At 71.1% G+C, this 20,989-nt stretch carries 20 protein-coding genes; all 20 read left to right on the forward strand.

The genetic code is table 11. From position 1 onward, the window contains the following. Nucleotides 1-22 precede the first annotated feature (22 nt). The 20 genes from AC0L6Y_RS04250 to AC0L6Y_RS04345 all read left to right on the forward strand — a co-directional run bounded on the left by AC0L6Y_RS04250 (nucleotide 23) and on the right by AC0L6Y_RS04345 (nucleotide 20,807). Entirely contained in the window at nucleotides 23-1,390 is a 1,368-nt protein-coding gene (locus AC0L6Y_RS04250; protein WP_473556166.1) for a M50 family metallopeptidase, read from the forward strand. A 156-nt stretch (nucleotides 1,391-1,546) separates the two neighbouring features. Next, a complete protein-coding gene (locus tag AC0L6Y_RS04255; RefSeq protein ID WP_473556170.1) occupies nucleotides 1,547-2,734 on the forward strand; it encodes a substrate-binding domain-containing protein in 1,188 nt (395 codons plus the stop codon). A 3-nt stretch (nucleotides 2,735-2,737) separates the two neighbouring features. Next, nucleotides 2,738-3,493, forward strand: a complete 756-nt coding sequence (locus AC0L6Y_RS04260; protein ID WP_473556174.1) for an ABC transporter ATP-binding protein — start codon at nucleotides 2,738-2,740, stop codon at nucleotides 3,491-3,493. Next, nucleotides 3,490-4,203 (forward strand): ABC transporter ATP-binding protein, encoded by a 714-nt coding sequence (locus tag AC0L6Y_RS04265; RefSeq protein WP_473556179.1) that lies wholly within the window; start codon nucleotides 3,490-3,492, stop codon nucleotides 4,201-4,203. The genes AC0L6Y_RS04260 and AC0L6Y_RS04265 overlap by 4 nt, the downstream gene beginning before the upstream one ends. Further along, nucleotides 4,200-5,075: a branched-chain amino acid ABC transporter permease gene (locus AC0L6Y_RS04270; RefSeq protein ID WP_473556185.1), complete on the forward strand. Its 876-nt coding sequence runs from the start codon at nucleotides 4,200-4,202 to the stop codon at nucleotides 5,073-5,075. The genes AC0L6Y_RS04265 and AC0L6Y_RS04270 overlap by 4 nt, the downstream gene beginning before the upstream one ends. Then, nucleotides 5,072-6,163 (forward strand): branched-chain amino acid ABC transporter permease, encoded by a 1,092-nt coding sequence (locus AC0L6Y_RS04275; RefSeq protein ID WP_473556190.1) that lies wholly within the window; start codon nucleotides 5,072-5,074, stop codon nucleotides 6,161-6,163. Before AC0L6Y_RS04270 ends, AC0L6Y_RS04275 begins: the two co-directional genes overlap by 4 nt. Further along, nucleotides 6,160-7,755 carry an AMP-binding protein gene (locus tag AC0L6Y_RS04280; RefSeq protein ID WP_473556194.1) on the forward strand — a complete coding sequence of 532 codons (1,596 nt, stop codon included), beginning with the start codon at nucleotides 6,160-6,162 and terminating at the stop codon, nucleotides 7,753-7,755. The genes AC0L6Y_RS04275 and AC0L6Y_RS04280 overlap by 4 nt, the downstream gene beginning before the upstream one ends. Beyond that, entirely contained in the window at nucleotides 7,752-8,411 is a 660-nt protein-coding gene (locus AC0L6Y_RS04285) for a TetR/AcrR family transcriptional regulator (protein WP_473556197.1), read from the forward strand. The genes AC0L6Y_RS04280 and AC0L6Y_RS04285 overlap by 4 nt, the downstream gene beginning before the upstream one ends. Next, nucleotides 8,408-9,166, forward strand: coding sequence for a 3-hydroxybutyrate dehydrogenase (locus AC0L6Y_RS04290; protein WP_473556203.1), 759 nt, complete (start codon nucleotides 8,408-8,410; stop codon nucleotides 9,164-9,166). The genes AC0L6Y_RS04285 and AC0L6Y_RS04290 overlap by 4 nt, the downstream gene beginning before the upstream one ends. Continuing rightward, nucleotides 9,163-10,068: an alpha/beta fold hydrolase gene (locus tag AC0L6Y_RS04295; protein ID WP_473556206.1), complete on the forward strand. Its 906-nt coding sequence runs from the start codon at nucleotides 9,163-9,165 to the stop codon at nucleotides 10,066-10,068. Before AC0L6Y_RS04290 ends, AC0L6Y_RS04295 begins: the two co-directional genes overlap by 4 nt. Continuing rightward, nucleotides 10,065-10,844 carry a CoA transferase subunit A gene (locus AC0L6Y_RS04300; protein WP_473556211.1) on the forward strand — a complete coding sequence of 260 codons (780 nt, stop codon included), beginning with the start codon at nucleotides 10,065-10,067 and terminating at the stop codon, nucleotides 10,842-10,844. The genes AC0L6Y_RS04295 and AC0L6Y_RS04300 overlap by 4 nt, the downstream gene beginning before the upstream one ends. 1 nt (nucleotide 10,845) lies before the next feature. Continuing rightward, nucleotides 10,846-11,487, forward strand: coding sequence for a CoA transferase subunit B (locus AC0L6Y_RS04305; protein WP_473556215.1), 642 nt, complete (start codon nucleotides 10,846-10,848; stop codon nucleotides 11,485-11,487). A gap of 37 nt (nucleotides 11,488-11,524) precedes the next feature. Further along, a complete protein-coding gene (locus tag AC0L6Y_RS04310) occupies nucleotides 11,525-12,586 on the forward strand; it encodes an alpha/beta fold hydrolase (protein WP_473556220.1) in 1,062 nt (353 codons plus the stop codon). Nucleotides 12,587-12,664: 78 nt separating this feature from the next. Beyond that, nucleotides 12,665-13,816, forward strand: coding sequence for a flavodoxin-dependent (E)-4-hydroxy-3-methylbut-2-enyl-diphosphate synthase (ispG, locus tag AC0L6Y_RS04315; protein ID WP_473556227.1), 1,152 nt, complete (start codon nucleotides 12,665-12,667; stop codon nucleotides 13,814-13,816). Nucleotides 13,817-14,089: 273 nt separating this feature from the next. After that, complete coding sequence (locus AC0L6Y_RS04320) at nucleotides 14,090-14,692, forward strand: SipW-dependent-type signal peptide-containing protein (RefSeq protein ID WP_473556230.1); 603 nt, start codon at nucleotides 14,090-14,092, stop codon at nucleotides 14,690-14,692. Between the two features lie 20 nt (nucleotides 14,693-14,712). Beyond that, nucleotides 14,713-15,282: a signal peptidase I gene (locus AC0L6Y_RS04325; RefSeq protein ID WP_473556235.1), complete on the forward strand. Its 570-nt coding sequence runs from the start codon at nucleotides 14,713-14,715 to the stop codon at nucleotides 15,280-15,282. Then, nucleotides 15,279-15,995, forward strand: coding sequence for a hypothetical protein (locus tag AC0L6Y_RS04330; RefSeq protein ID WP_473556240.1), 717 nt, complete (start codon nucleotides 15,279-15,281; stop codon nucleotides 15,993-15,995). The genes AC0L6Y_RS04325 and AC0L6Y_RS04330 overlap by 4 nt, the downstream gene beginning before the upstream one ends. After that, nucleotides 15,992-17,821, forward strand: a complete 1,830-nt coding sequence (locus AC0L6Y_RS04335; RefSeq protein WP_473556246.1) for a choice-of-anchor G family protein — start codon at nucleotides 15,992-15,994, stop codon at nucleotides 17,819-17,821. Before AC0L6Y_RS04330 ends, AC0L6Y_RS04335 begins: the two co-directional genes overlap by 4 nt. A 32-nt stretch (nucleotides 17,822-17,853) precedes the next feature. Next, complete coding sequence (locus AC0L6Y_RS04340; RefSeq protein WP_473556251.1) at nucleotides 17,854-19,617, forward strand: proline--tRNA ligase; 1,764 nt, start codon at nucleotides 17,854-17,856, stop codon at nucleotides 19,615-19,617. Nucleotides 19,618-19,904: 287 nt separating this feature from the next. Continuing rightward, nucleotides 19,905-20,807: an endonuclease domain-containing protein gene (locus AC0L6Y_RS04345; protein WP_473556255.1), complete on the forward strand. Its 903-nt coding sequence runs from the start codon at nucleotides 19,905-19,907 to the stop codon at nucleotides 20,805-20,807. Nucleotides 20,808-20,989 lie beyond the last annotated feature (182 nt).

A 20,989-nucleotide genomic window follows, 5' to 3' on the forward strand; every position in this document is an offset into this window, starting at 1 on the left:
TCGGGCGCATTAGCCTGAGCGCGTGGAAACGGTCCTGCTCTACGCGCTCGGCGTGCTGATCCTGCTCGTCGGCCTGATGCTCTCGATCGGCCTGCACGAGGTCGGGCACCTGGTGCCGGCGAAGAAGTTCGGCGTCAAGGTCGGCCAGTACATGATCGGCTTCGGGCCGACGCTGTGGTCGAAGAAGTTCGGCGAGACCGAGTACGGCGTGAAGGCCATCCCGCTCGGCGGCTACATCTCGATGGCGGGGATGTTCCCGCCCGCCAAGCCCGGCGGCCGCGCGCGCACCGCGAGCACCGGCTTCTTCGACACCGTCATGCAGGAGGCGGATGCCCCCGCACGGCGTGGCAGCACCATGATCGCCGAGGCGCGCGAGGCCTCCCTCGACGGGCTCGAGGACGGCCATCACCGCGCCTTCTACAAGCTGGCGACCTGGAAGCGCATCATCGTCATGCTGGGCGGCCCGGCGATGAACCTGCTGCTGGCGATCCTGTTCTTCGGGATCGTCTACAGCGGCTTCGGTATCCCGCAGGTGAGCACCACCGTGGGCAGCGTCTCCGCCTGTGTGCTGCCGATCACCAGCGAGCGGCAGGAGTGCCTCGACACCGATCCGGCGGCGCCCGGCGCGGCGGCCGGACTGCTGCCCGGGGACGAGATCGTCGAGGTCGACGGGGTCGCGGTCGCCGACTGGACCGAGGCGACCGAGATCATCCGCGCGCACCCCGACGAGACCATCTCGTTCGTGGTGCTGCGCGACGGCGCCGAGACCGATTTGAGCGTGACGCCGATCCTCACCGAGCGCTACACCTTCGACGACGCCGGTGAGGTCGTGCTCGATGCGAGCGGAGATCCGGTGCTGGAGCCGGTCGGCTTCGTCGGCATCTCGCCCGCCTACGAACGGGTGACCGAGCCGGTCACCGCCGTCATTCCAGCGGTCTGGGATCGCGCCGTCGCGGTGGGGGAGGTCATCATCACCCTGCCCGGGCGCCTCTACGACCTTGCCGTCTCGACGTTCTCGGGCACCGAGCGCGACCCGAACGGGCCGGTGGGCATCGTCGGCGTCGGCCGCATCGCGGGCGAGATCGCGAGCCTCGACACGATCCCGGTGGTCGATCGCGCCGCGGGCATGATCGAACTGCTCGGCGGGCTGAACCTGGCGCTGTTCCTGTTCAACCTGATTCCGCTGATGCCGCTCGACGGCGGTCACGTCGCGGGCGCGATCGTGGAGTCGATCCGCCGCGGGCTCGCCAAGCTCTTCGGGCGCCCCGATCCGGGCCCTGTCGACACGGCGAAGCTGATCCCCGTGACGCTGACGATCACCACGGTGCTGGCGCTCATGAGCGTGTTCCTGATCTTCGCCGACATCGTGAACCCGGTGAGCATCTTCTAGTCGCGACCGCGAAAACGGCGGGCTCCCCTCGGGGAGTCCGCCGTTTCCGTGCGCGCGCCGTCTTGACTTCGGCGGGGTCGATTCCTAGGCTGACTGATACCTGAACCACCTGTCAGGTTTTTGCAATCCTTCTACGGCAGCAGGAAAGGTTCCACCATGCGAGTAACAAAGAAGTTGCTGGCGCCGGCGATCATCAGCATCGCCGCGCTTGCCCTTGCGGGCTGTGCGCCCACGTCCGACACCCCGGACAACTCCGGCGAGACCCCGATCGACATCGCCATCATCACCTCCGAGACCGGACCGCTTGCGGCCTACGGGGCGTCCTACCTCGCCGGCTTCGAAGCCGGCCTCGACTACGCCACCGACGGCACCGGCACGGTCGACGGCCGCGAACTCAACATCGAGTACGCGGACGACGCCGCCGACGCCGACAAGGCGGTGAGCGCGGCCAAGGACTTCATCGGCCAGGGCTTCAAGATCATCGCCGGCACGGTCTCCTCGGGCGTCGCGCTCGCGGTCGCCGAGCAGGCGGACCAGAACCAGGTGCTCTACATCTCGGGCCCGGCCGCCGCCGACGCCATCACCGGCGTCAACGGCTACACCTTCCGCTCGGGTCGCCAGACCTACCAGGACGTCGCCACCGCGGGAACCTTCATCGGTGACCCGGCCGGCCAGGACATCCTCGTCTTCGCTCAGGACACCGCCTTCGGCCAGGGCAACCTCGCCGGTGTCGACGCCGTCCTCGGCGCCGCCGGAGCGAACGTCTCCAGCGTGCTGGTTCCGGAGGACGCGACCGAGTTCACGCCTTTCGCGCAGCAGATCATCGACGCCTCGCCGGACCTCGTGTTCGTCGCCTGGGCCGGTGCCACCTCGGGCGCGATGTGGGAGGCCCTCACGCAGCAGGGCGTCTTCGACGCGACCACCGTCGTGACCGGTCTCGGTGACGTCTCCACCTACGGTGCGTACGGCGCGGCGAGCGACCAGCTCAACTTCCTGAACCACTACTTCGGCGGAGCCGCAGGCACCGACGTCGAGGCGGCCATGATCGAGAGCATCGAAGCCGCTGGCGGCACTGCGGACCTCTTCAGCCCCGACGGATTCGTCGCGGCGCAGATGATCGTCCAGGCCATCCGCGAGGGCGGCGACGACGTCGACGCCATGATCGCGGCGCTCGAGGGCTGGACCTTCGACGGCCCGAAGGGCAGCACGACCATCCGCGCGGAGGACCACGCGGTCATCCAGCCGATGTTCCAGGCCCGACTCGTCGCCGACGGCGACAGCTGGATCCCGGAGCTGGTCGACGTCGTTGACGCCGACAGCGTCGCCCCGCCGGTCGCAGGCTGAGTCATGACAGATCGGCCCGTGCTCACCGTCGAGCACCTCGGCCTCTCGATCGGGGGCGCACGCATCATCGATGACGTGTCGCTCTCGGTCGCCGAGGGAGAGATGCTCGGAGTGATCGGCCCCAACGGGGCCGGCAAGACAACACTGTTCAACCTCATCTCGGGTCTGATGGTCCCCACCGAGGGACGCGTCGAACTCGAAGGGGTCGACGTCACGTCGCACTCCATCCCACGACGGGCACGGGCCGGTCTGGGCCGCACGTTCCAGACCTCGAGCCTCTTCGGCGGCCTGACGGCTCTCGAGAACGTTCGGCTCGCCGCCCAATCCAAGCTCGGCGGTGCGCTCTCAGTCGTCCGCTTCCCGCGCATGCGGGATCAGGCGACCGAGATCGCCCGCCAGCGACTGGCCGAGGTCGGCCTCGCCGATTACGCCGACACCGAAGCGGGAGTCCTCTCGCACGGCGACAAGCGCAAGCTCGAGATCGCGATGCTGCTGGCGCAGGAGCCCCGCGTCATCCTGCTCGACGAGCCGATGGCCGGGGTCAGCTCCGGCGACGTCGCCGGTCTCGTCGAGGTCATCCGCGGCGTGCACCAGAGCGGTCGCACCGTGCTCATGGTCGAACATCACATGGATGTCGTGCTCGGCCTCGTCGACCGCGTCGCGGTCATGCACCACGGCAGCGTGCTCGCCTGCGACACGCCCGACAAGGTCATGGCCGACGCCACCGTCCAATCCGCCTACCTGGGGGAGTCCCTGTGAGTGAGCCCATCCTGCGCGTGAAGGGTCTGCGCGCCCAGATCGCCGGGCAGCAGGTCGTCGAAGACGTCAGCCTCGAGGTTCCGTCGACCGGAGTCACGGCGCTGCTCGGCCGCAACGGCGTCGGCAAGACGAGCACCGTCAAAGGCATCCTCGGTCTGATCGAGCGCAGCGGCGAGATCGAATTCGCCGGTGAGCGCATCGACCGCGAACCGACGCACCGCATCGTGCAGCGAGGCATCGGCTACGTGCCCGAAGACCGCGAGGTCTTCGCGAGCCTGAGCGTCGCCGAGAATCTGCGCCTCGCCGAACGCGACCGCGCGCCGCGGCGCGAACTGGTCGCCGAGCTCTTCCCCGACATCCACGCCCGGTCTGCCCAGCAGGCCGGCACGCTGTCGGGCGGACAACAGCAGATGGTGTCGCTCGCGCGCGCCCTGCTCAACGACAACCGCCTGCTGCTGGTCGACGAGCCCACCAAGGGGCTCGCCCCGCGCATCGTCAGCGAGGTCGCCGTCGCCCTCGAGAAGATGGCCGAGGCGACGCCGATCCTGCTGGTGGAGCAGAACCTGCAGGTCGTGCGCCGCCTGGCGGCGACCGTGGTGGTGCTGGAGGCGGGACGCGTCGTCTTCGCCGGCCTCGCCGCCGACCTGCTCGACGACGAGGAGAAAACGATGTCGCTGCTCGGCGTGCACTCGGCGGAGGACGCCGCATGAGCACCGTCATCCTGCTGCTCATCACGGGCCTCGGCCTCGGGGCGCTGTACTTCCTGATCGCCTCCGGCCTCTCGCTGATCTACGGGCTGATGGGCGTGCTGAACTTCGCCCACGGCAGCTTCCTCACCCTCGGCGCGTTCGCGGGCTTCGAACTCGCCCGGAGGCTCGACGGCGCCAGTTGGGGAACCTTCTTCCTCACCGTGATCCTCGGCGCACTCGTCGGTGCTCTCGTCGCGGCCCTCACCGAGCTGCTGCTGATCAGGCGGCTCTACAACCGGCACATCGAACAGGTGCTCGTCACGGTGGGTCTCGCGCTCGCGAGCGTCGCCCTGTTCGAGGGCATCTGGGGCACCGACGCGATCTACGTCTCGGCACCGGAGTGGTTCTCGCAGACCACCGAGATCCTCGGCGCGCGCATCCCCAACGACCGCTTCATCCTGATCGCGGCCGCGGTGATCGTGCTGCTCGGCATCGTGTTCTTCCTGCGGTTCACCCGCTTCGGCCTGGTCATCCGGGCCGGGGTCGAGAACCGGTCGATGGTCACCGCGCTCGGCATCGACGTGCGCAAGGCGTTCACGGTCGTGTTCGCGATCGGCGGCGCCGCGGCCGGGCTGGGAGGCGTGCTCGCCTCGCACTACTTCGGCTACGTCTCGCCCCACCTCGGCGGATCGCTGCTGATCTTCGCGTTCATCGTCACCGTGATCGGCGGACTCGGCTCGCTCGCGGGCGCCGCGATCGCCTCGGTGATCGTCGCCGTGCTGCAGCAGTTCGCGAACTTCTATCTCGGCGGCACGGGCGACCTCGTCGTCGTGCTGCTGCTCGCGGGCGTGCTGCTCGTGCGACCGTCCGGACTGCTGGGGAGGAAGGCATGAACCGCGTGCGCGCATTCATCACCGCGAACCGTTCGTGGCTGCCTTGGGCGGTCGGCGGGGTGTTCCTCGCCCTCGCGGCGATCCTGCCCCTGCTGGCGATCGAGATCCCGGGCGTGTTCCCGGGGGCCAGCTACACGCCGGGCACGCTGCAGCTGCTCGCGCTCTGCCTGCTGTTCGCCTCGTTGGCGCTCAGCTACCACCTGCTGTTCGGCACCGTCGGGCTGCTCTCGTTCGGCCACGCGCTGTACTTCGCGGTCGGCGCCTACGGCCTTGGCATCGTGCTCGAGCAGACCGACCTCGAGCTGCTGCCCGCGGTCGGCCTCGCGCTCGCCGCCGCGATCGTGATCGCCTCGCTGCTGGGAGCGGTGAGCCTCCGGGTCACCGGGATCTCGTTCGCGATGGTCACGCTCGCGTTCGCGCAGGCGGGCAACGTGATCGTGCGCCGCAACCCCGCGATCACCGGCGGCGAGGAGGGCATCCGACTCGACATCGAGCACGTGCCCGACTTCCTCGTGGGCGTGCTCAACACGCGCAACCTGTACTGGCTGACGCTCGTGCTGCTCGTCGTCGTGTACCTCGCGGTGCTGTGGTTCGAGAAGTCACGCGGCGGCCGGGTGGCCGCGGCGACGCGCGAGAACGAGCTGCGCGTGCGCGTGATCGGTCTGCGCCCGATCATCATCAAGCTGGCCGCGTTCGTGCTCGCCTCCGCGCTCGCCGCGCTCGTCGGCATGGCCTACCTGCTGCTGCAGAGCGGCGCGACGCCGCGGGCGACCTCGGCCGACTTCACGCTCACCCTGCTCGTGATCGTGGTGCTCGGCGGCGTCGGCTCGCGCTGGGGCGCGATCGTGGGCGGCATCATCTACACGCTGCTCGACCAGCGGCTGACCTCGCTCGCCGGCTCCGACGCGATCGCGGGGCTGCCCGACATCCTCCGCATCCCGCTCTCGGAACCGCTGTTCATCCTCGGCACCCTGTTTATCCTGGTCGTGCTGTTCCTGCCCGGGGGCATCGCCGGGATCGCGCGCACCGCGGTCACCGGTCGAGGCTCGCTCCGCAAGGACCGCGACGAGCTCGAGGAGGTCTCGTGAACCAGGGCGATGGACTGCACACGCTCGGGCGGTGGACAGCGGATCGTGCGCTGGCGACCCCGGACCGCGTCGCGATCGACGACCGCGGTGTCGTGCTCAGCTATCGCGCGCTCGATGATCGCGCCACCGCGCTCGCCGAGGCGCTGCTCGACAACGGCTACGGCGTCGGCGACCGCATCGCGACGATCACCGGCAACAGCGCCGACCATGTGGTGCTGTTCTTCGCCTGCGCGAAGGCCGGGCTGGTGCTCGTGCCCCTGTCGTGGCGGCTCTCGCCGCGCGAGCTCTCGGAGCAGCTCGACCTCGCCGACCCCGCTCTGCTGCTGGTCGAGGAGGAGTTCGCCTCGGTCGCCGAGGCGGCCCGGGAGCGCCTCGCGAACCCGCTCGCGGTGGGCGCCCTCGGGATGACCGGCATCGAGCGCACGATCGTGCCGCCGGTTCGTCGCACCGCCGATCCCGTCACCCGCCGCGCCGTGCGCGACGACGACGCGCTGCTGCTGATCTTCACCTCGGGCACCCTCGACCGGGCGCGCGCGGCGATCCTCACGCACGCGAACTGCTTCTGGACGAACCTCTCGCTCTCGCGCACCGCCGAGCTGACCAGCTCCGACGTCGTGCTCGCCGTCATGCCGCAGTACCACGTGGGCGGCTGGAACATCCAGCCGCTGCTGGCCTGGTGGATGGGCGCGACCGTCGTCTTGGAGCGCACCTTCGACGCGGGCCGCGTGCTGCACCTGATCGAGGACCGCCAGATCACCTCGATGATGGGCGTGCCCGCCAACTACCTGTTCCTCGCGCAGCACCCTGCCTTCGCGACCACCGACCTGACGAGCCTGCGGCACGCGATCGTCGGCGGCGCGCCGATGCCCGAGCCGCTGCTGCGGGTCTGGCACGGTCGCGGCGTGGCGCTCACCCAGGGCTACGGGCTCACCGAGGCGGCGCCCAACGTGCTCTGCCTGCCCGATGAGGACGCGCGCCGCAAGGTCGGCTCCGCCGGCAAGCCCTACCCGCACGTCGAGGTCGCGCTCGCTGACCCGGTGACCGGGGAGCACGTGACCGGGCCCGGCTCGGGTGAGCTGCTCGTGCGCGGCCCCGGCGTCTTCGCCGGCTACTTCCGCGACCCGGCGCAGACCGCCGCGACGATGCGCGGCGGCTGGCTCGCGACCGGCGACCTCGCGCGGCGCGACTCGGAGGGCTACTACCGGGTCATCGACCGGCTGAAGGACATCTTCATCACCGGCGGCGAGGGCGTCGCCCCGGCCGAGATCGAGGGCGTGCTGTTCCAGCATCCCGCGGTGGCCGATGTGGCCGTCGCGGGCGTGCCCGATGACACGTGGGGCGAGGTGGCGGTGGCCTGGGTGGTGGCGCGGCCCGGTGTCGCGACCGACGAGCACGACCTGCTCGCCCACTGCGAGGGAGCGCTCGCCCGCTTCAAGGTGCCCAAGCACGTCCGCTTCGTCGCCGCGGTCCCGCGCTCCGCGGCCGGCAAGACGCTGCGTCGCGCACTCGTCGCCGAATGGCTCGCCGAGAGCGCGCTCGGCTCGCTGGATCCGGCCGCCTCGACCGACGCCGAGTCGGAGCGCCGACCATGACGATCACGCCGCCGCGAACCCCGCGCGGCACGCGCACCCGGGCCAAGCTGATCGAGGCCGCCGAGCACGTCTTCTCGGCCGTCGGCTACGCCGACGCCTCCGTCGTGCGGATCACCGAGCGCGCCGGGGTCGCCCAGGGCACGTTCTACCTGTACTTCGAGAGCAAGCTGCAGATCTTCGAAGAGCTCGTCGAAGACCTCAACCACCGCGTCCGGCTGGCGATGAGCGAGGGCGCGCGCGGTGCCGTCGGGCGCCTCGAGGCCGAGCGGGCCGGCTTCCGGGCCTTCTTCCGCTTCACGGCCGAGCACCCGGCGCTCTACCGGATCATCCGCGAGGCCGAGTTCGTCTCGCCGCGCACGCTGCGGCTGCACTACACGCGCATCGTCGAGGGCTACATCGAAGGTCTCACCGCGGCGCAGGCCGCCGACGAGATCAGCGACATCGATCCGGTCGTCGCCGCGTGGGCGCTGATGGGCGTCGGCGAGATGATCGGGATGCGCTGGGTGCTCTGGGGCGACGGCGATGCGGCCGGCGACGACGCCGATCCCACCGCGAGCGGCACCTCCGAGGTTCCCGACCACGTCTTCGACGAGATGATGCGCTTCATTCGGGGCGCGCTGACGGCACCCAAGACCGAGGGGACGGCGACACCATGACCGAGCAGACCGCGCCACTGAGCGGACGCCACGCGATCGTGACCGGAGGCGGAAGCGGAATCGGCGAGGCCTGCGCGCGAGCGCTCGCTGCGGTCGGCGCGCGCGTCACGGTGGCCGACATCGACCTGACCGCCGCGGAGCGCGTCGCGGGCGAGATCGGCGGCACGGCCTGGCAGGTCGACCTCGCCGACACGGCCGCGCTCGCCGAGCTCAGCCTCGACGCCGACATCCTGGTCAACAACGCCGGAATCCAGCGGGTCAGCCCGATCGAGGACTTCGATCCCGAGTTCTTCGCCCGCATGCTGCGCATCATGCTCGAGGCGCCGTTCCTGCTGATCCGGGCGAGCCTGCCGCACATGTACGCGCAGAACTTCGGCCGCATCATCAACATCAGCTCGGTGCACGGCCTGCGCGCCTCGCCGTTCAAGTCGGCCTATGTCGCCGCCAAGCACGGCCTCGAGGGGCTCTCGAAGGTCGCGGCGCTCGAAGGCGCCGCGCACGGCGTCACGAGCAACTGCGTCAACCCCGGGTACGTGCGCACGCCGCTCGTCGAGAAGCAGATCGCCGACCAGGCGCGCGTGCACGGCATCCCCGAGGCCGAGGTCGTCGAGAAGGTCATGCTGACCGAGTCGGCGATCAAGCGACTGCTGGAGCCCTCCGAGGTCGCCGACCTCGTCGTCTGGCTGTGCGGTGACACGGCCGGCATGGTGACCGGCACCAGCCACACCATGGACGGCGGGTGGTCGGCGCGATGACCGGGTACCGACCCTTCACCGCGCCGGTGCGCGGCGGGGAGCTTGCGGCGGGGGAGTGGCGCCACGGCGCCGAGCCTCTCACGGCGGTGCTCGCGGTGCACGGAATCACGGCCTCGCATCGGGCCTGGCCGCTCGTTGCCGAGCGGCTTCCGGGAACGCGCGTGATCGCCCCGGACCTGCGCGGTCGCGGCGGCAGTCGTGGGCTTCCGGGCCCCTGGGGCATGCCGCAGCACGCCGACGATCTGGCGGCGCTGCTGGATGCGGCCGAGGTCGAGAGCTGCCTGGTCGTCGGGCACTCGATGGGCGCGTTCGTCGCCGTCGAGCTGGCTCGGCGCCACCCCGACCGGGTGACCGGACTCGTGCTCGTCGACGGCGGACTGCCGATTCCTCGACCCGAGGGCATCAGCGACGACGAGCTCGCGGCGGCGCTCATCGGCCCCGCGGCCGCGCGACTGTCGATGACCTTCCCCGACCACGCCGCCTACCGGGACTACTGGCGCGAGCACCCCGCCTTCGCCGCCGAGTGGGGCCCCACCATTGAGCAGTACATCGACTACGACCTCGTCGGCGAGGCGCCGGGCCTGCACCCCGCGACGCGCCTGGAGGCCGTGCAGCAGGACTCGCTCCAGCTGGACGGCGACACCGAGTACGCCGCGGCGCTCGCCGCGCTGCCGGTCGGCGTCGACTTCGTGCGGGCACCGCGGGGCCTTCTGAACCAGGTTCCGCCGCTGTACCCGGACTCGGAGATGGCGCGCTGGCGCGCCGCGCTGCCGAAGGTCGAGATCCACGAGGTCGCCGACGTCAACCACTACACGATCGTCATGGGGGAGCGCGGCGCCGACGCCGTCGCCGACCTCGTCGCGCGTCGCATCGCCGACACACACGCAAGGAGCACGGGATGAGCATCGACAAGACCGTCGCGACCGCCGCCGAGGCGGTCGCCGATATTCCCTCCGGGGCATCCATCGCCGTCGGCGGATTCGGTCTGAGCGGGGCGCCGATGGCGCTCATCGAAGCGCTGCTGGAGCAGGGCGCCGATCAGCTCGACATCGTCAGCAACAATTGCGGCGTCGACGACTGGGGGCTCGGGATCCTGCTCGGGGCCGGTCGCATCCGCAAGATGACCTCCTCCTACGTCGGCGAGAACAAGGAGTTCGAGCGCCGGTACCTGAGCGGCGAGCTCGAGCTGGAGCTCACGCCGCAGGGAACCCTCGCCGAGAAGCTGCGCGCCGGAGGCTCCGGCATCGCGGCGTTCTTCACCCAGACCGGCGTCGGCACGCAGGTCGCCGAGGGCGGACTGCCGCGCCGCTACGCCCCCGACGGCACTATCGCCGTCGCCTCGCCGCCCAAGGAGGTGCGGCGGATGATGTACGCGGGCCGCGAGCGCGACTTCGTGCTCGAGGAGTCGATCACGACCGACTTCGCACTGCTGCATGCGTGGCGCGGAGACCGCCACGGCAACCTCGTGTTCCGCAAGGCCACCCGCAACTTCTCGCCGCTCGCCGCGATGGCCGGCCGCACCTGCATCGTGCAGGTCGAGGAGCTCGTCGAGCCCGGCGAGATCGATCCGGATGCCGTGCACCTGCCCGGCGTCTACGTCTCGCGCGTTATCGAGGTCGGCGGCGACATCGAGAAGCGCATCGAGAAGCGCACCGTCAGCTCGGCGAAGGAGTCCTGAGATGCCCCTGGATCGCATTGGAATGGCGGCGCGGGCCGCGCTCGAACTGCCCGACGGCGCCTACGTCAACCTCGGCATCGGGCTTCCCACGCTCGTGCCCAACTACCTGCCCGAGGGCCGCACCGTCGTGCTGCAGTCCGAGAACGGCATCCTCGGCGTCGGCCCCTACCCGAGCGAGGACGCGGTCGATGCCGACCTCATCAACGCGGGCAAGGAGACGGTGACGACGCTGCCCGGCTCCGCCTTCTTCGACTCGGCGACCAGCTTCGGGATGATCCGCGGCGGCAAGATCGACGCCGCCATCCTCGGCGCCATGCAGGTCTCTGAGCACGGCGACCTCGCCAACTGGATGATCCCCGGAAAGATGGTCAAGGGCCCCGGCGGCGCGATGGACCTGGTGCACGGCGTCCAGCGCGTGATCGTGCTGATGGAGCACGTCGCCAAGGACGGCTCGGCCAAGATCGTGCGCGAGTGCTCGCTTCCGCTGACCGGGCGCGCGGTGGTTCACCGCATCATCACCGACCTCGCCGTCATCGACGTCGAGCCCGACGGCCTCGTGCTGCGCGAGCTCGCCCCCGGCGTCACCGTCGACGAGGTGCGCGCCGCGACCGAGCCCGAGCTGCGCGTCGAACTGACCGAATAGATCCCCGCACCGCCCTCGAGAACAAAGGAGTTCCTTGATGTCGCAGTCCCTCTTCGACGGAATCGTCGCCCACGACGTGACGACCCCGCGCCTCACCGCGCGCGTGCTGGAGCGCGCCGCGGCCGGGGAGGCGTCCGCCACCGTCGTGCTGATCCACGGCAACGTGTCGTCGTCGCTGTTCTTCCAGCCGACCATGCTGGCGCTGCCCGCCGAGTACCGCGCCCTCGCAATCGATCTGCGCGGCTTCGGCGAGAGCCAGACCCTCCCGGTGGACGCGACGCGCGGCGTGCGCGACTTCTCCGACGACGTGGCGAGCGTGCTCGACGCGCTCGGCGTCACCTCCGCCCACGTGCTCGGCTGGAGCATGGGCGCCGGCGTCGTCATGCAGCTCGTGCTCGACCGCCCCGAACTGGTCAAGAGCATGACGCTCGAGTCGCCGATCTCGCCCTACGGCTTCGGCGGCACCGGGGCGGGCGGACGCCGCCTCGATGCGGAGGCCGCCGGCACCGGCGGCGGGGGAGCGAACCCCGACTTCGTCGCCCGGCTCGAGTCGGGTGACACCAGCGCCGACGAGCAGACCTCGCCGCGCTCCGTCTACCGCGCCGCGTACGTCGCGCATCCGGAGAGCATCGAGCACGAGGACCTCTGGGTCGCCTCCATGCTCACCACCAAGACCGGAGTCGACAACTACCCGGGCGACGCGCGCGTCGTCGACGCCTGGCCCGGATTCGCGCCCGGAGGTCGCGGCGTGCTCAACACGATGTCGCCCGACCACTTCGACACGACGGCGATCGTCGACCTGCTGAGCAAGCCGCCCGTGCTGTGGGTGCGCGGCACCGCCGACGCGATCGTCTCCGACGCCTCGTTCTTCGACCTGAACATGCTCGGGCAGGTCGGGGCCGTCCCCGGCTGGCCGGGCGCCGACGTCGCCCCGCCGCAGCCGATGGTCACCCAGACCCGCGAGGTGCTGGAGCGCTACGCGGAGGCCGGAGGGTCGTATCGCGAACTCGTCTTCGAGGACTGCGGGCACTCGCCCCACCTCGAACAGCCCGCCGAGTTCGATTCGGCCTTCGCCGCGCACATTGCGGCGGCCGAGTAGCGGTGCGCGCGGTGGCGGGGTCGTGACGCGCGACCCCGCCACAGCGAGTCCTGTGCTTCGACCCGTAGGCTGGGGTCTGTGCCTGCACTGAACATTGGGATGCCGAAGCCCGCCCCCGAGACCCTTGCCCCGCGACGGAAGTCGCGTCAGATCAAGGTGGGCAAGGTGCTCGTCGGCGGCGATGCGCCCGTCAGCGTCCAGTCGATGACGACGACCCCGACGACGAACATCAACGCGACCCTGCAGCAGATCGCCGAGCTCACGGCTTCCGGCTGCGACATCGTGCGCGTCGCCGTGCCGAGCCAGGACGACGCGGATGTGCTGCACATCATCGCCAAGAAGAGCCAGATCCCGGTCATCGCCGACATCCACTTCCAGCCGAAGTACGTGTTCCAGGCGATCAACGCCGGCTGCGCTGCCGTGCGCGTCAACCCCGGCAACATCCGCAAGTTCGACGACCAGGTCGGCGCCATCGCCAAGGCCGCCAAGGACGCGGGCGTGAGCCTGCGCATCGGCGTCAACGCGGGCAGCCTCGACCCGCGCCTGCTCCAGAAGTACGGCAAGGCCACCCCCGAGGCGCTCGTCGAGAGCGCCGTCTGGGAGGCCTCGCTGTTCGAGGAGCACGACTTCCACGACTTCAAGATCTCGGTCAAGCACAACGACCCGATCGTGATGGTGAAGGCCTACCGTCAGCTCGCCGAACGCGGCGACTGGCCGCTGCACCTCGGCGTGACCGAGGCGGGCCCCGCCTTCCAGGGCACGATCAAGAGCGCGACCGCGTTCGGCATCCTGCTCGGGGAGGGCATCGGCGACACCATCCGCGTGTCGCTGTCGGCGCCGCCCGCCGAAGAGGTCAAGGTGGGTCTGCAGATCCTGCAGTCGCTCAACCTGCGCGAGCGCAAGCTCGAGATCGTCTCCTGCCCCTCCTGCGGCCGCGCCCAGGTCGATGTCTACACGCTGGCCGACGAGGTCACCGCGGGGCTCGAGGGCATGAGCGTGCCGCTGCGCGTCGCCGTCATGGGCTGCGTCGTCAACGGGCCCGGCGAGGCCCGTGAGGCCGACCTGGGCGTCGCCTCCGGCAACGGCAAGGGTCAGATCTTCGTCAAGGGCGAGGTGATCAAGACCGTTCCGGAGTCGGAGATCGTGGCGACGCTGATCGAGGAGGCGAACCGTCTCGCCGCCGAGATGCCGCCGGGCGAGAGCGGAGCCCCCGAGGTCGTCACCGCCTGATTCGCGGGTCTTCCTCACGATTTGTCCCCCCAATCGGGGGCAAAGCGGATCTTTACTCAACAGACTGGTCCGTCTACCTTGGAGATACCCGGATTTACCAACCGGGCTGCCGGTCGAAGTCGACCGGCCCATTAGGGGATCAGGGACTCGATGGGGCATGTCTTCACGCGCTCCTGATCGCCGACCGCTGGGGGTCAGGACATGGGGCAGAAAATCAATGCGCGTCGAGCGCGCGCACGCAACAGAATCATCGCACTCGGCTCTGCCGGGCTCGTGCTGGGCGGAGGGATCGCCGCGGGCTCGCTCGCAGCGTGGACCGACGTCGAGTGGATCACGGGCGGAGTCGACAGCTCCGCCGGAGTGACCGCCTCCACCTTCGAGGTGGAGCAGAATGTGGGCGCCGCGGCGGCGTGGGATCACCACGAGACCGAGCCGGCGGCCAACACCGTCAACTTCAGCACGGCGGCGGCGACGCTGACACCGGGAGACACGGTCTACGGCTTCGTGCGGCTGCGCACTCCCGTCGACTCGCTCGGGGGTGAACTCAGTCTCGTCGCCGACACCGACACCTCGGCTGCGAGCAGTCTGGAGGCGGCTCTCACCTACGGCGCCGTCCTGATGGACGCGCACACCAGCTGCAACGCGACCGACTACACCGACGACGCGACGGCCACGCTCGTGGCGCTCGGCTCGGCGCTGGACAGCGACGGGGCGGCCACGTTCGACCTCGCCGCCGCGACGGCCACCCTGCCGGGAACCGAGCAGACGGTGTGTTTCGCGCTCACCTTCCCGGCGAGCTACGCGAGCGACGACGCCCTCCAGGGGGAGACCGCGACGCCGGTGTGGCACTTCGACGCGATCTCGGTCGCGCCGTAGTCCGCAGCTCGCGCGCCGAGATGTCGACGACACTGCTGCCGTCGCCCGTGATTCGCGGGCGACGGCCCCGCGGCTCGACCGCGACCACGCTGGTCGCGGGTGCCAAGACGGTGATCATCACGATCGCCGGACTGCTCGGGCTCGTCATGGTGCTCGCGAGCATCGCGCCGGCTTTCGGGATCGCGATGGTGCGGCTCGAGACGGGCTCGATGGCGCCCACGTACCCCGCGGGCGCACTGCTCGTGGTGCGCGACGCGAGTGCCGACGAGCTGGCTGTCGGCGACGTGGTGACCGTCTCGCGAGCGGGGCACGCCCCCGTCACCCACCGCATCGTCGGCCTCGAGACGACCGGGGAGGGAGCCGCCCTGACACTGCGCGGCGACGCTAACTCGATCGATGACCCGCAGCCGTATCTGGTTCAGCGGGTCGGCCTCGTCCTCGGCGGGGTTCCCGTCGTCGGAGCGCTCGTCGGCGCGGCACAGCAGCCCGCCGGTGTCATCGCGCTGAGCGCCGTGGCCGCCGCCGTCGTGCTCTGGGCGTGGTGGCCGCCGCGACGTCGCCCCGACCACCGGGCGGAGCCGGCGTCATGAGCGCGAAGCTCCGCGGCCCTTTCGCTGCGGGTGGCGCGCTGACCGTCGGCGCGGCGCTCGCTGTCGGCGGTGCGGCCGCGCCCGCGGCGGCCGACATCGTCGACGACGGCGCCTCGAGCCTGCTCTGGATCGACGCCGCGCCCGTCACCATCGCGGCCGAGCTTGAGCCCGGCGACCGCGTCTACTGGTCGTTCACGACCGGTCTATCGGATGCGACCGACGGCGAGCTGTGGATGACGGTGCGGCGCTCCGGAGAACTGGCCGCACACCCGGAGGGCCTGCGGATCGAGATCCGCGAGTGCTCGACCGCCTGGGTCGTCCCGGCCGACGCCGCCGACGAGGCGACCTGCGCGGGTGTCGCGACGACCACGCTCGCGGACCGCGCGTTCGCCGACATCGGGGACGCCGAGCTCTGGGCGCTCGGATCGCTCGCCAACGACAGCGAGCGCCACTTCCTCGCCACGATCCGCTTTCCCGACCTCGCCCCGAGCGAGCTTCAGGCCACCTCCGCGAGTTTCGACATCGAGTTCCGGGCCGCCGGCGATACCGAGGGGATAGCCGGCGGCTCCGGTCAGCCCTCCCCGAACATCGCGCTCACCGGGGTCAACCCGGCCGCGGCACTCGCGCTCGCCGCCGTCCTGCTCGGCGCGGGCGGGCTGATCGTCGCCGCGGCACGCGCCCGGTTCGCGCGCCCGTCGGGGGCCCGCTCGTGAGCGCGCGCGACGGCGCCCGAGCCCGTCGCGGCGCCTCGGTCGCGGTCGCCGGGCTCGCCCTCACCTCGATCGTCGCCACCGGCCTGGTCGGCAGCTCCACGGCGGCGTGGACCGACACCGAGTGGGTCGAGACCTCCTCCGCCGGGCTCGACTGCACGGCGCCGGGTCTCGGCACCAGCACGGCGGCGGGCACCATGCTCGGCGGCGAGTTGCTCGGCCTCGACCTCGCGACGATCGCCGAGCTCGACGGCGTCCGCGTCGACAACGACGGAACCGACGCCGCACCGACGCCGGCGAGCGCCGATCCGGTGCCCGCATCCGATGACCAGGCCTGGCGAGACCCGCTCGAGTTCTCCGCCGCGTTCGACGCGATCAACCTGTCTCTCGGCGATGTGCTCGTGCTTCCCCTCGACACGGCGACGGGCGTGTACCACCAGTACGCACGCGCCTCCGACGACCTCGGCTCGGCAGCCGCGGCCGGGGCGGCGACCGACACCGGGGGCATCGCGCTCGACGCGTTCTCAGGACCGCAGGAGGACCGCCCGGAGTTCGGCACCCTCGAACTCGGCACCGTGCTCACCGGTGCGACCGGCGAGACGCTGTCGGACCTGGTCACCGCGAATCTGACCGACCTGCGGCTGGAGCTCGGCGCGCTCGTCGGCGTCGCGCAGGTGGACGGGTGCGGCGCCGCATGGAGCGACGACATCTATGCGGAGCTCCAACGCGACTACGCGATCGCCGGGCTCGACCTCGATCTCGACTCGCCGCTGGTCGGCAGCCTGGTCACCTCGGTGCAGTCCACGCTCACCGCACTCGAAGGCGCGGTCGCCGGGCTGTCGGGCGATGCCGGGCTCACGAACGCCCTGGCATCCGGAGTGCTCGGCTCGCTGTCCGGCGTGCTCGGGGCGCTCGGGGTGGGCGCCCCGACGGCGACCGTCGCGGTGACGGTCGACTTCTCGGCCGTCGACGCGCTGCTCGACGACACCATCAGCGACGACGAGGGCATCGTCGAGATCGACCTCGCCGCCGGAACGATCGGCGTCGACCTGGCGGCTCTGCTCGGTGAGCAGTACGGCACCGACGGGCTCAACGGACTCGACCCCAACACCGAGCTGCTCATCAACGACGCCGTGCTCACGGCGCTCACCGACGCGGTCTCGGCCGCCCTTGCGGACTGGGTCGCCGACGTCGTCTCGGCCATCGAATCCGCGCTCGACGTTGTCGACGTGAGCGTCACGGTGACCGTGCCGGTGAGCGTCACGGTCGTGGTCACCACCGTCGACCTCGGCAACCTGGTGATCGACATCGACGGCTCCCTCGACGAGCTGCTGGCCGGCTCCGGCACGATCGACGCGACCCTCGGGCTGGGCTCCTGCGGGCTGGTCTGCGCCGCGGTGTCGACGATCGTGAACGGCGTGCTCACCGGGGTCGAAGGCTCCATCGCGACGGTCGGGCCGGTCGTGGGCGGCCTCGTCCAGACGGCGCTGTCGACCGCGACCGGTCCGCTCGTGACCGCCCTCGAGTCGACCCTGTCGTCCACCTCCGCGGCGCTCATCGGGGTGCTCGGGGGCACGCTCGGCGGACTGTTCGGCACCGACGGGATCCTCTCGGTACTGGTCAACGCGCAGAACGATCCGGACCCGGCGTTCGTCGGAGCGGGCGCCGAGCCGCCGTCCTGGGCCAGCATCCCGGGGGCTCCGAGCAGCGCCCCGTTCGACAGCGGACGCTACGACGTGGCGGCGCTCGTCATCGGCGTCGTGGGTGCGATCAACGCCGTCGAGGTGGTGCTCGCGCGCGCCTCCGTCGGGGGCAACGAGATCGACTGAGCCGAGCATGTCGCGCGGATAGGCTGTACGCCGTGCCTACGCTCCTGTCTCAACTCTTTGTCCGTACCCTGCGCGAAGACCCCGTCGACGCCGAGGTCGCGAGCCACCGGCTCCTCGTGCGTGCCGGCTACATCCGCCGCCAGGCCCCCGGCATCTTCGCCTGGCTGCCGCTGGGGCTGAAGGTCCGCCGCAAGATCGAGACGGTCATCCGCGAGGAGATGGAGCGTGCGGGTGCGCAGGAGGTGCACTTCCCGGCGCTGCTGCCGCGCGAGCCCTACGAGGCGACCGGCCGCTGGGAGGAGTACGGCGACGGCATCTTCCGCCTCAAGGACCGCAAGGGCGCCGACTACCTGCTCGCGCCGACGCACGAGGAGGTCTTCACGCTGCTCGTGAAGGACCTGTACTCGAGCTACAAGGACCTGCCGCTGTCGATCTACCAGATCCAGGACAAGTACCGCGACGAGGCACGGCCCCGCGCCGGCCTCCTGCGCGGGCGCGAGTTCTCGATGAAGGACGCCTACTCCTTCGACTACACCGACGCGGGGCTCGACGCCTCCTACCAGGCGCAGCGCGACGCTTACGAGCGCATCTTCACGCGCCTCGGGCTCGAGTACGAGATCGTGCAGGCCGACGCGGGCGCCATGGGCGGATCGCGTTCCGAGGAGTTCCTGCATCCCACCCCGATCGGCGAGGACACCTTCGTGCGCTCGGCGGGCGGCTACGCGGCCAACGTCGAGGCGTACACCACGACCGCGCCCCCCGCGCTCCCGATCGAGGGGCTCGAACCGGCCGTCGTGCACGACACCCCCGACACCCCGACGATCGCCACCCTCGTGGACATCGCCAACCAGAACCACCCGCGCCCCGACGGCCGCCAGTGGACGGCCGCCGACACGCTCAAGAACGTCGTGCTGGCACTCACCCACGTCGACGGCTCGCGCGAACTGGTCATCGTGGCCGTTCCCGGTGACCGCGACGTCGACATGAAGCGCGCCGAGGCGGCGTTCGCGCCCGCCGAGGTGGAGCCCGCGACCGCCGAGGACTTCGAGAAGCAGCCGCTGCTGGTCAAGGGCTACATCGGCCCGTGGAGCCCCACCGGTTCGGTGCTCGGCGCCGAGTCGGCGACCGAGATCCGCTACCTGCTCGACCCGCGCATCGTCGACGGCACCGAGTGGATCACCGGCGCCAACGCCGACGGCAAGCACGTCTTCGGCCTCGTCGCCGGTCGCGACTTCGTCGGCGACGGCACCGTCGAGGTGGCCGACGTGCGCGCGGGCGATCCCGCGCCCGACGGCTCCGGCCCGGTCGACCTGCTGCGCGGCATGGAGATCGGCCACGTGTTCCAGCTGGGACGCAAGTACGCCGAATCGCTCGGGCTCAAGGTGCTCGACGAGAACGGCAAGCTCGTCACCGTCACGATGGGCTCGTACGGCATCGGCGTCACCCGCATCCTTGCGGCGATCGCCGAGACGACCGCGGATGACCGCGGACTGCTCTGGCCCGCCGAGGTGGCGCCGTTCGACGTGCACGTGGTCGCCACGGGCCGTGACGCCGCGGCGTTCGAGCTGGCCGCGTCGGTGGCGGGCGAGCTGGAGGCATCCGGCCGCGACGTGCTCTACGACGACCGCCCGAAGGTGTCACCCGGCGTCAAGTTCGGCGACGCCGAGCTGCTCGGTGTGCCGACGATCGTGATCGTGGGTCGCGGTGCGGCCGATGGCCTCGTCGAGCTCTGGGACCGCCGCACCAACGACCGCACCGAGGTGCCCGCCACGGAGCTGCTCGCCCGCCTCGCCTGAGCCGCGCGCCGCGCTGCCTGCTCGCGCCGCGCACCCCACCTCCGCGCGAGCGGTGCCAAACGTGGGGTGCGACGGCGCAGGATCGCACTTTTCGCACCGCTCGCGCCGCGCAACTCGCCCCGCGCAACGCGCGCCGCGCGCACCCCAACCTCCCCGCGAGCGGTGACAAACGTGGGGTGCGAGGGCGCAGGATCGCACTTTTCGCACCGCTCGCGGGGCTGTGGAGAGCGTCCACAGAGTGCCGCGTGCGCGGCACGCGCCGTGAGACCGTTCGCGAGCATGGAGGCATGCGCCGCAGCGACCTCCCGTCTGAGCTGCTGCTTGCCCCCGCTCGCACGGGGGAGGCGCTGGCGGCGGGAGTCTCGGCGGGGCGTCTGCGCTGCCCGGACATCGCGCATCCGTTCCATGGCGTCGTCGTGGCGGGCGAGGCGCCGAGAGAGGTGCTCGAGCGCTGCCACGCGTATGCGGTGCGGCTCGCGCCGGGGCAGTTCTTCTCCCATCGCACCGCCCTGCGGCTGTTCGGCGCGCCGCTCCCGACTCGAAGCGACGTGGAGCCGCTCGACGTCGGCGTGCTCGACCCGCGCACCCCGCCGCGGGCCCGTGGGGTGCGCGGGCGCCGGCTCTCGGAGGTCGACCTCCGTCTTGTGGGCGGGCTGCCCGTCCTCGCCCCGGCCGATGCGTGGTGCTACGCCGCATTCTCGCTCGGGCGCCGCGACGCGGTCGCGATCGGCGACTTCCTCGTGTCGCGCCGACGGAGCAGCCCGCGCATCGCGCCGTGTTGCACGCCCGCCGACCTGGCGTCGGCTGCTGCGCGCCACGCCGGCAAGCGCGGCGCCCAGACCGTCGGCTGGGCGCTGCCCCGCGTGCGCGTCGGGGTGGACTCCCGGCCCGAGACCCACCTGAGGCTCCTGCTTGTCGCGGCGCGCCTGCCGGAGCCGGTGATCGGGGTCGAGATTGCGGATGCAGACGGCGCGATGCACCCCGACCTCGCCTACCCGAGTGAACGCATCGCTTTCGAATACGAGGGTGACGTGCACCGAACCGATCGCGCGACGTGGATGCGCGATCTGACCCGCCGCGAGCGCATGGAGGCGGCGGGGTGGCGCGTCATCCGCGTGACCGCAGCGGACGTCTTCGCGCATCCGGATGCCTTCGTCGCCCGAGTGCGTCGCATCCTCGCCTCCCGCTGACCCTTGCCTCCCGCTGACCCGCGCCGCGCGCTTCCACCCGCGCCGCGCGCTCCCGCACCACTCCCGCGACGGTCAGCCCCCGCCCGCGCGCCGCGCAACCCGTCGCCCGCGCGCCAGCACCCCCCGCGAGCGGTGCCAAACGTGCCGTCCTGCGACCTCAGACCCCACGTTTCGCACCGCTC

Source organism: Pseudolysinimonas sp. 10J20-29 (genome assembly GCF_055809595.1).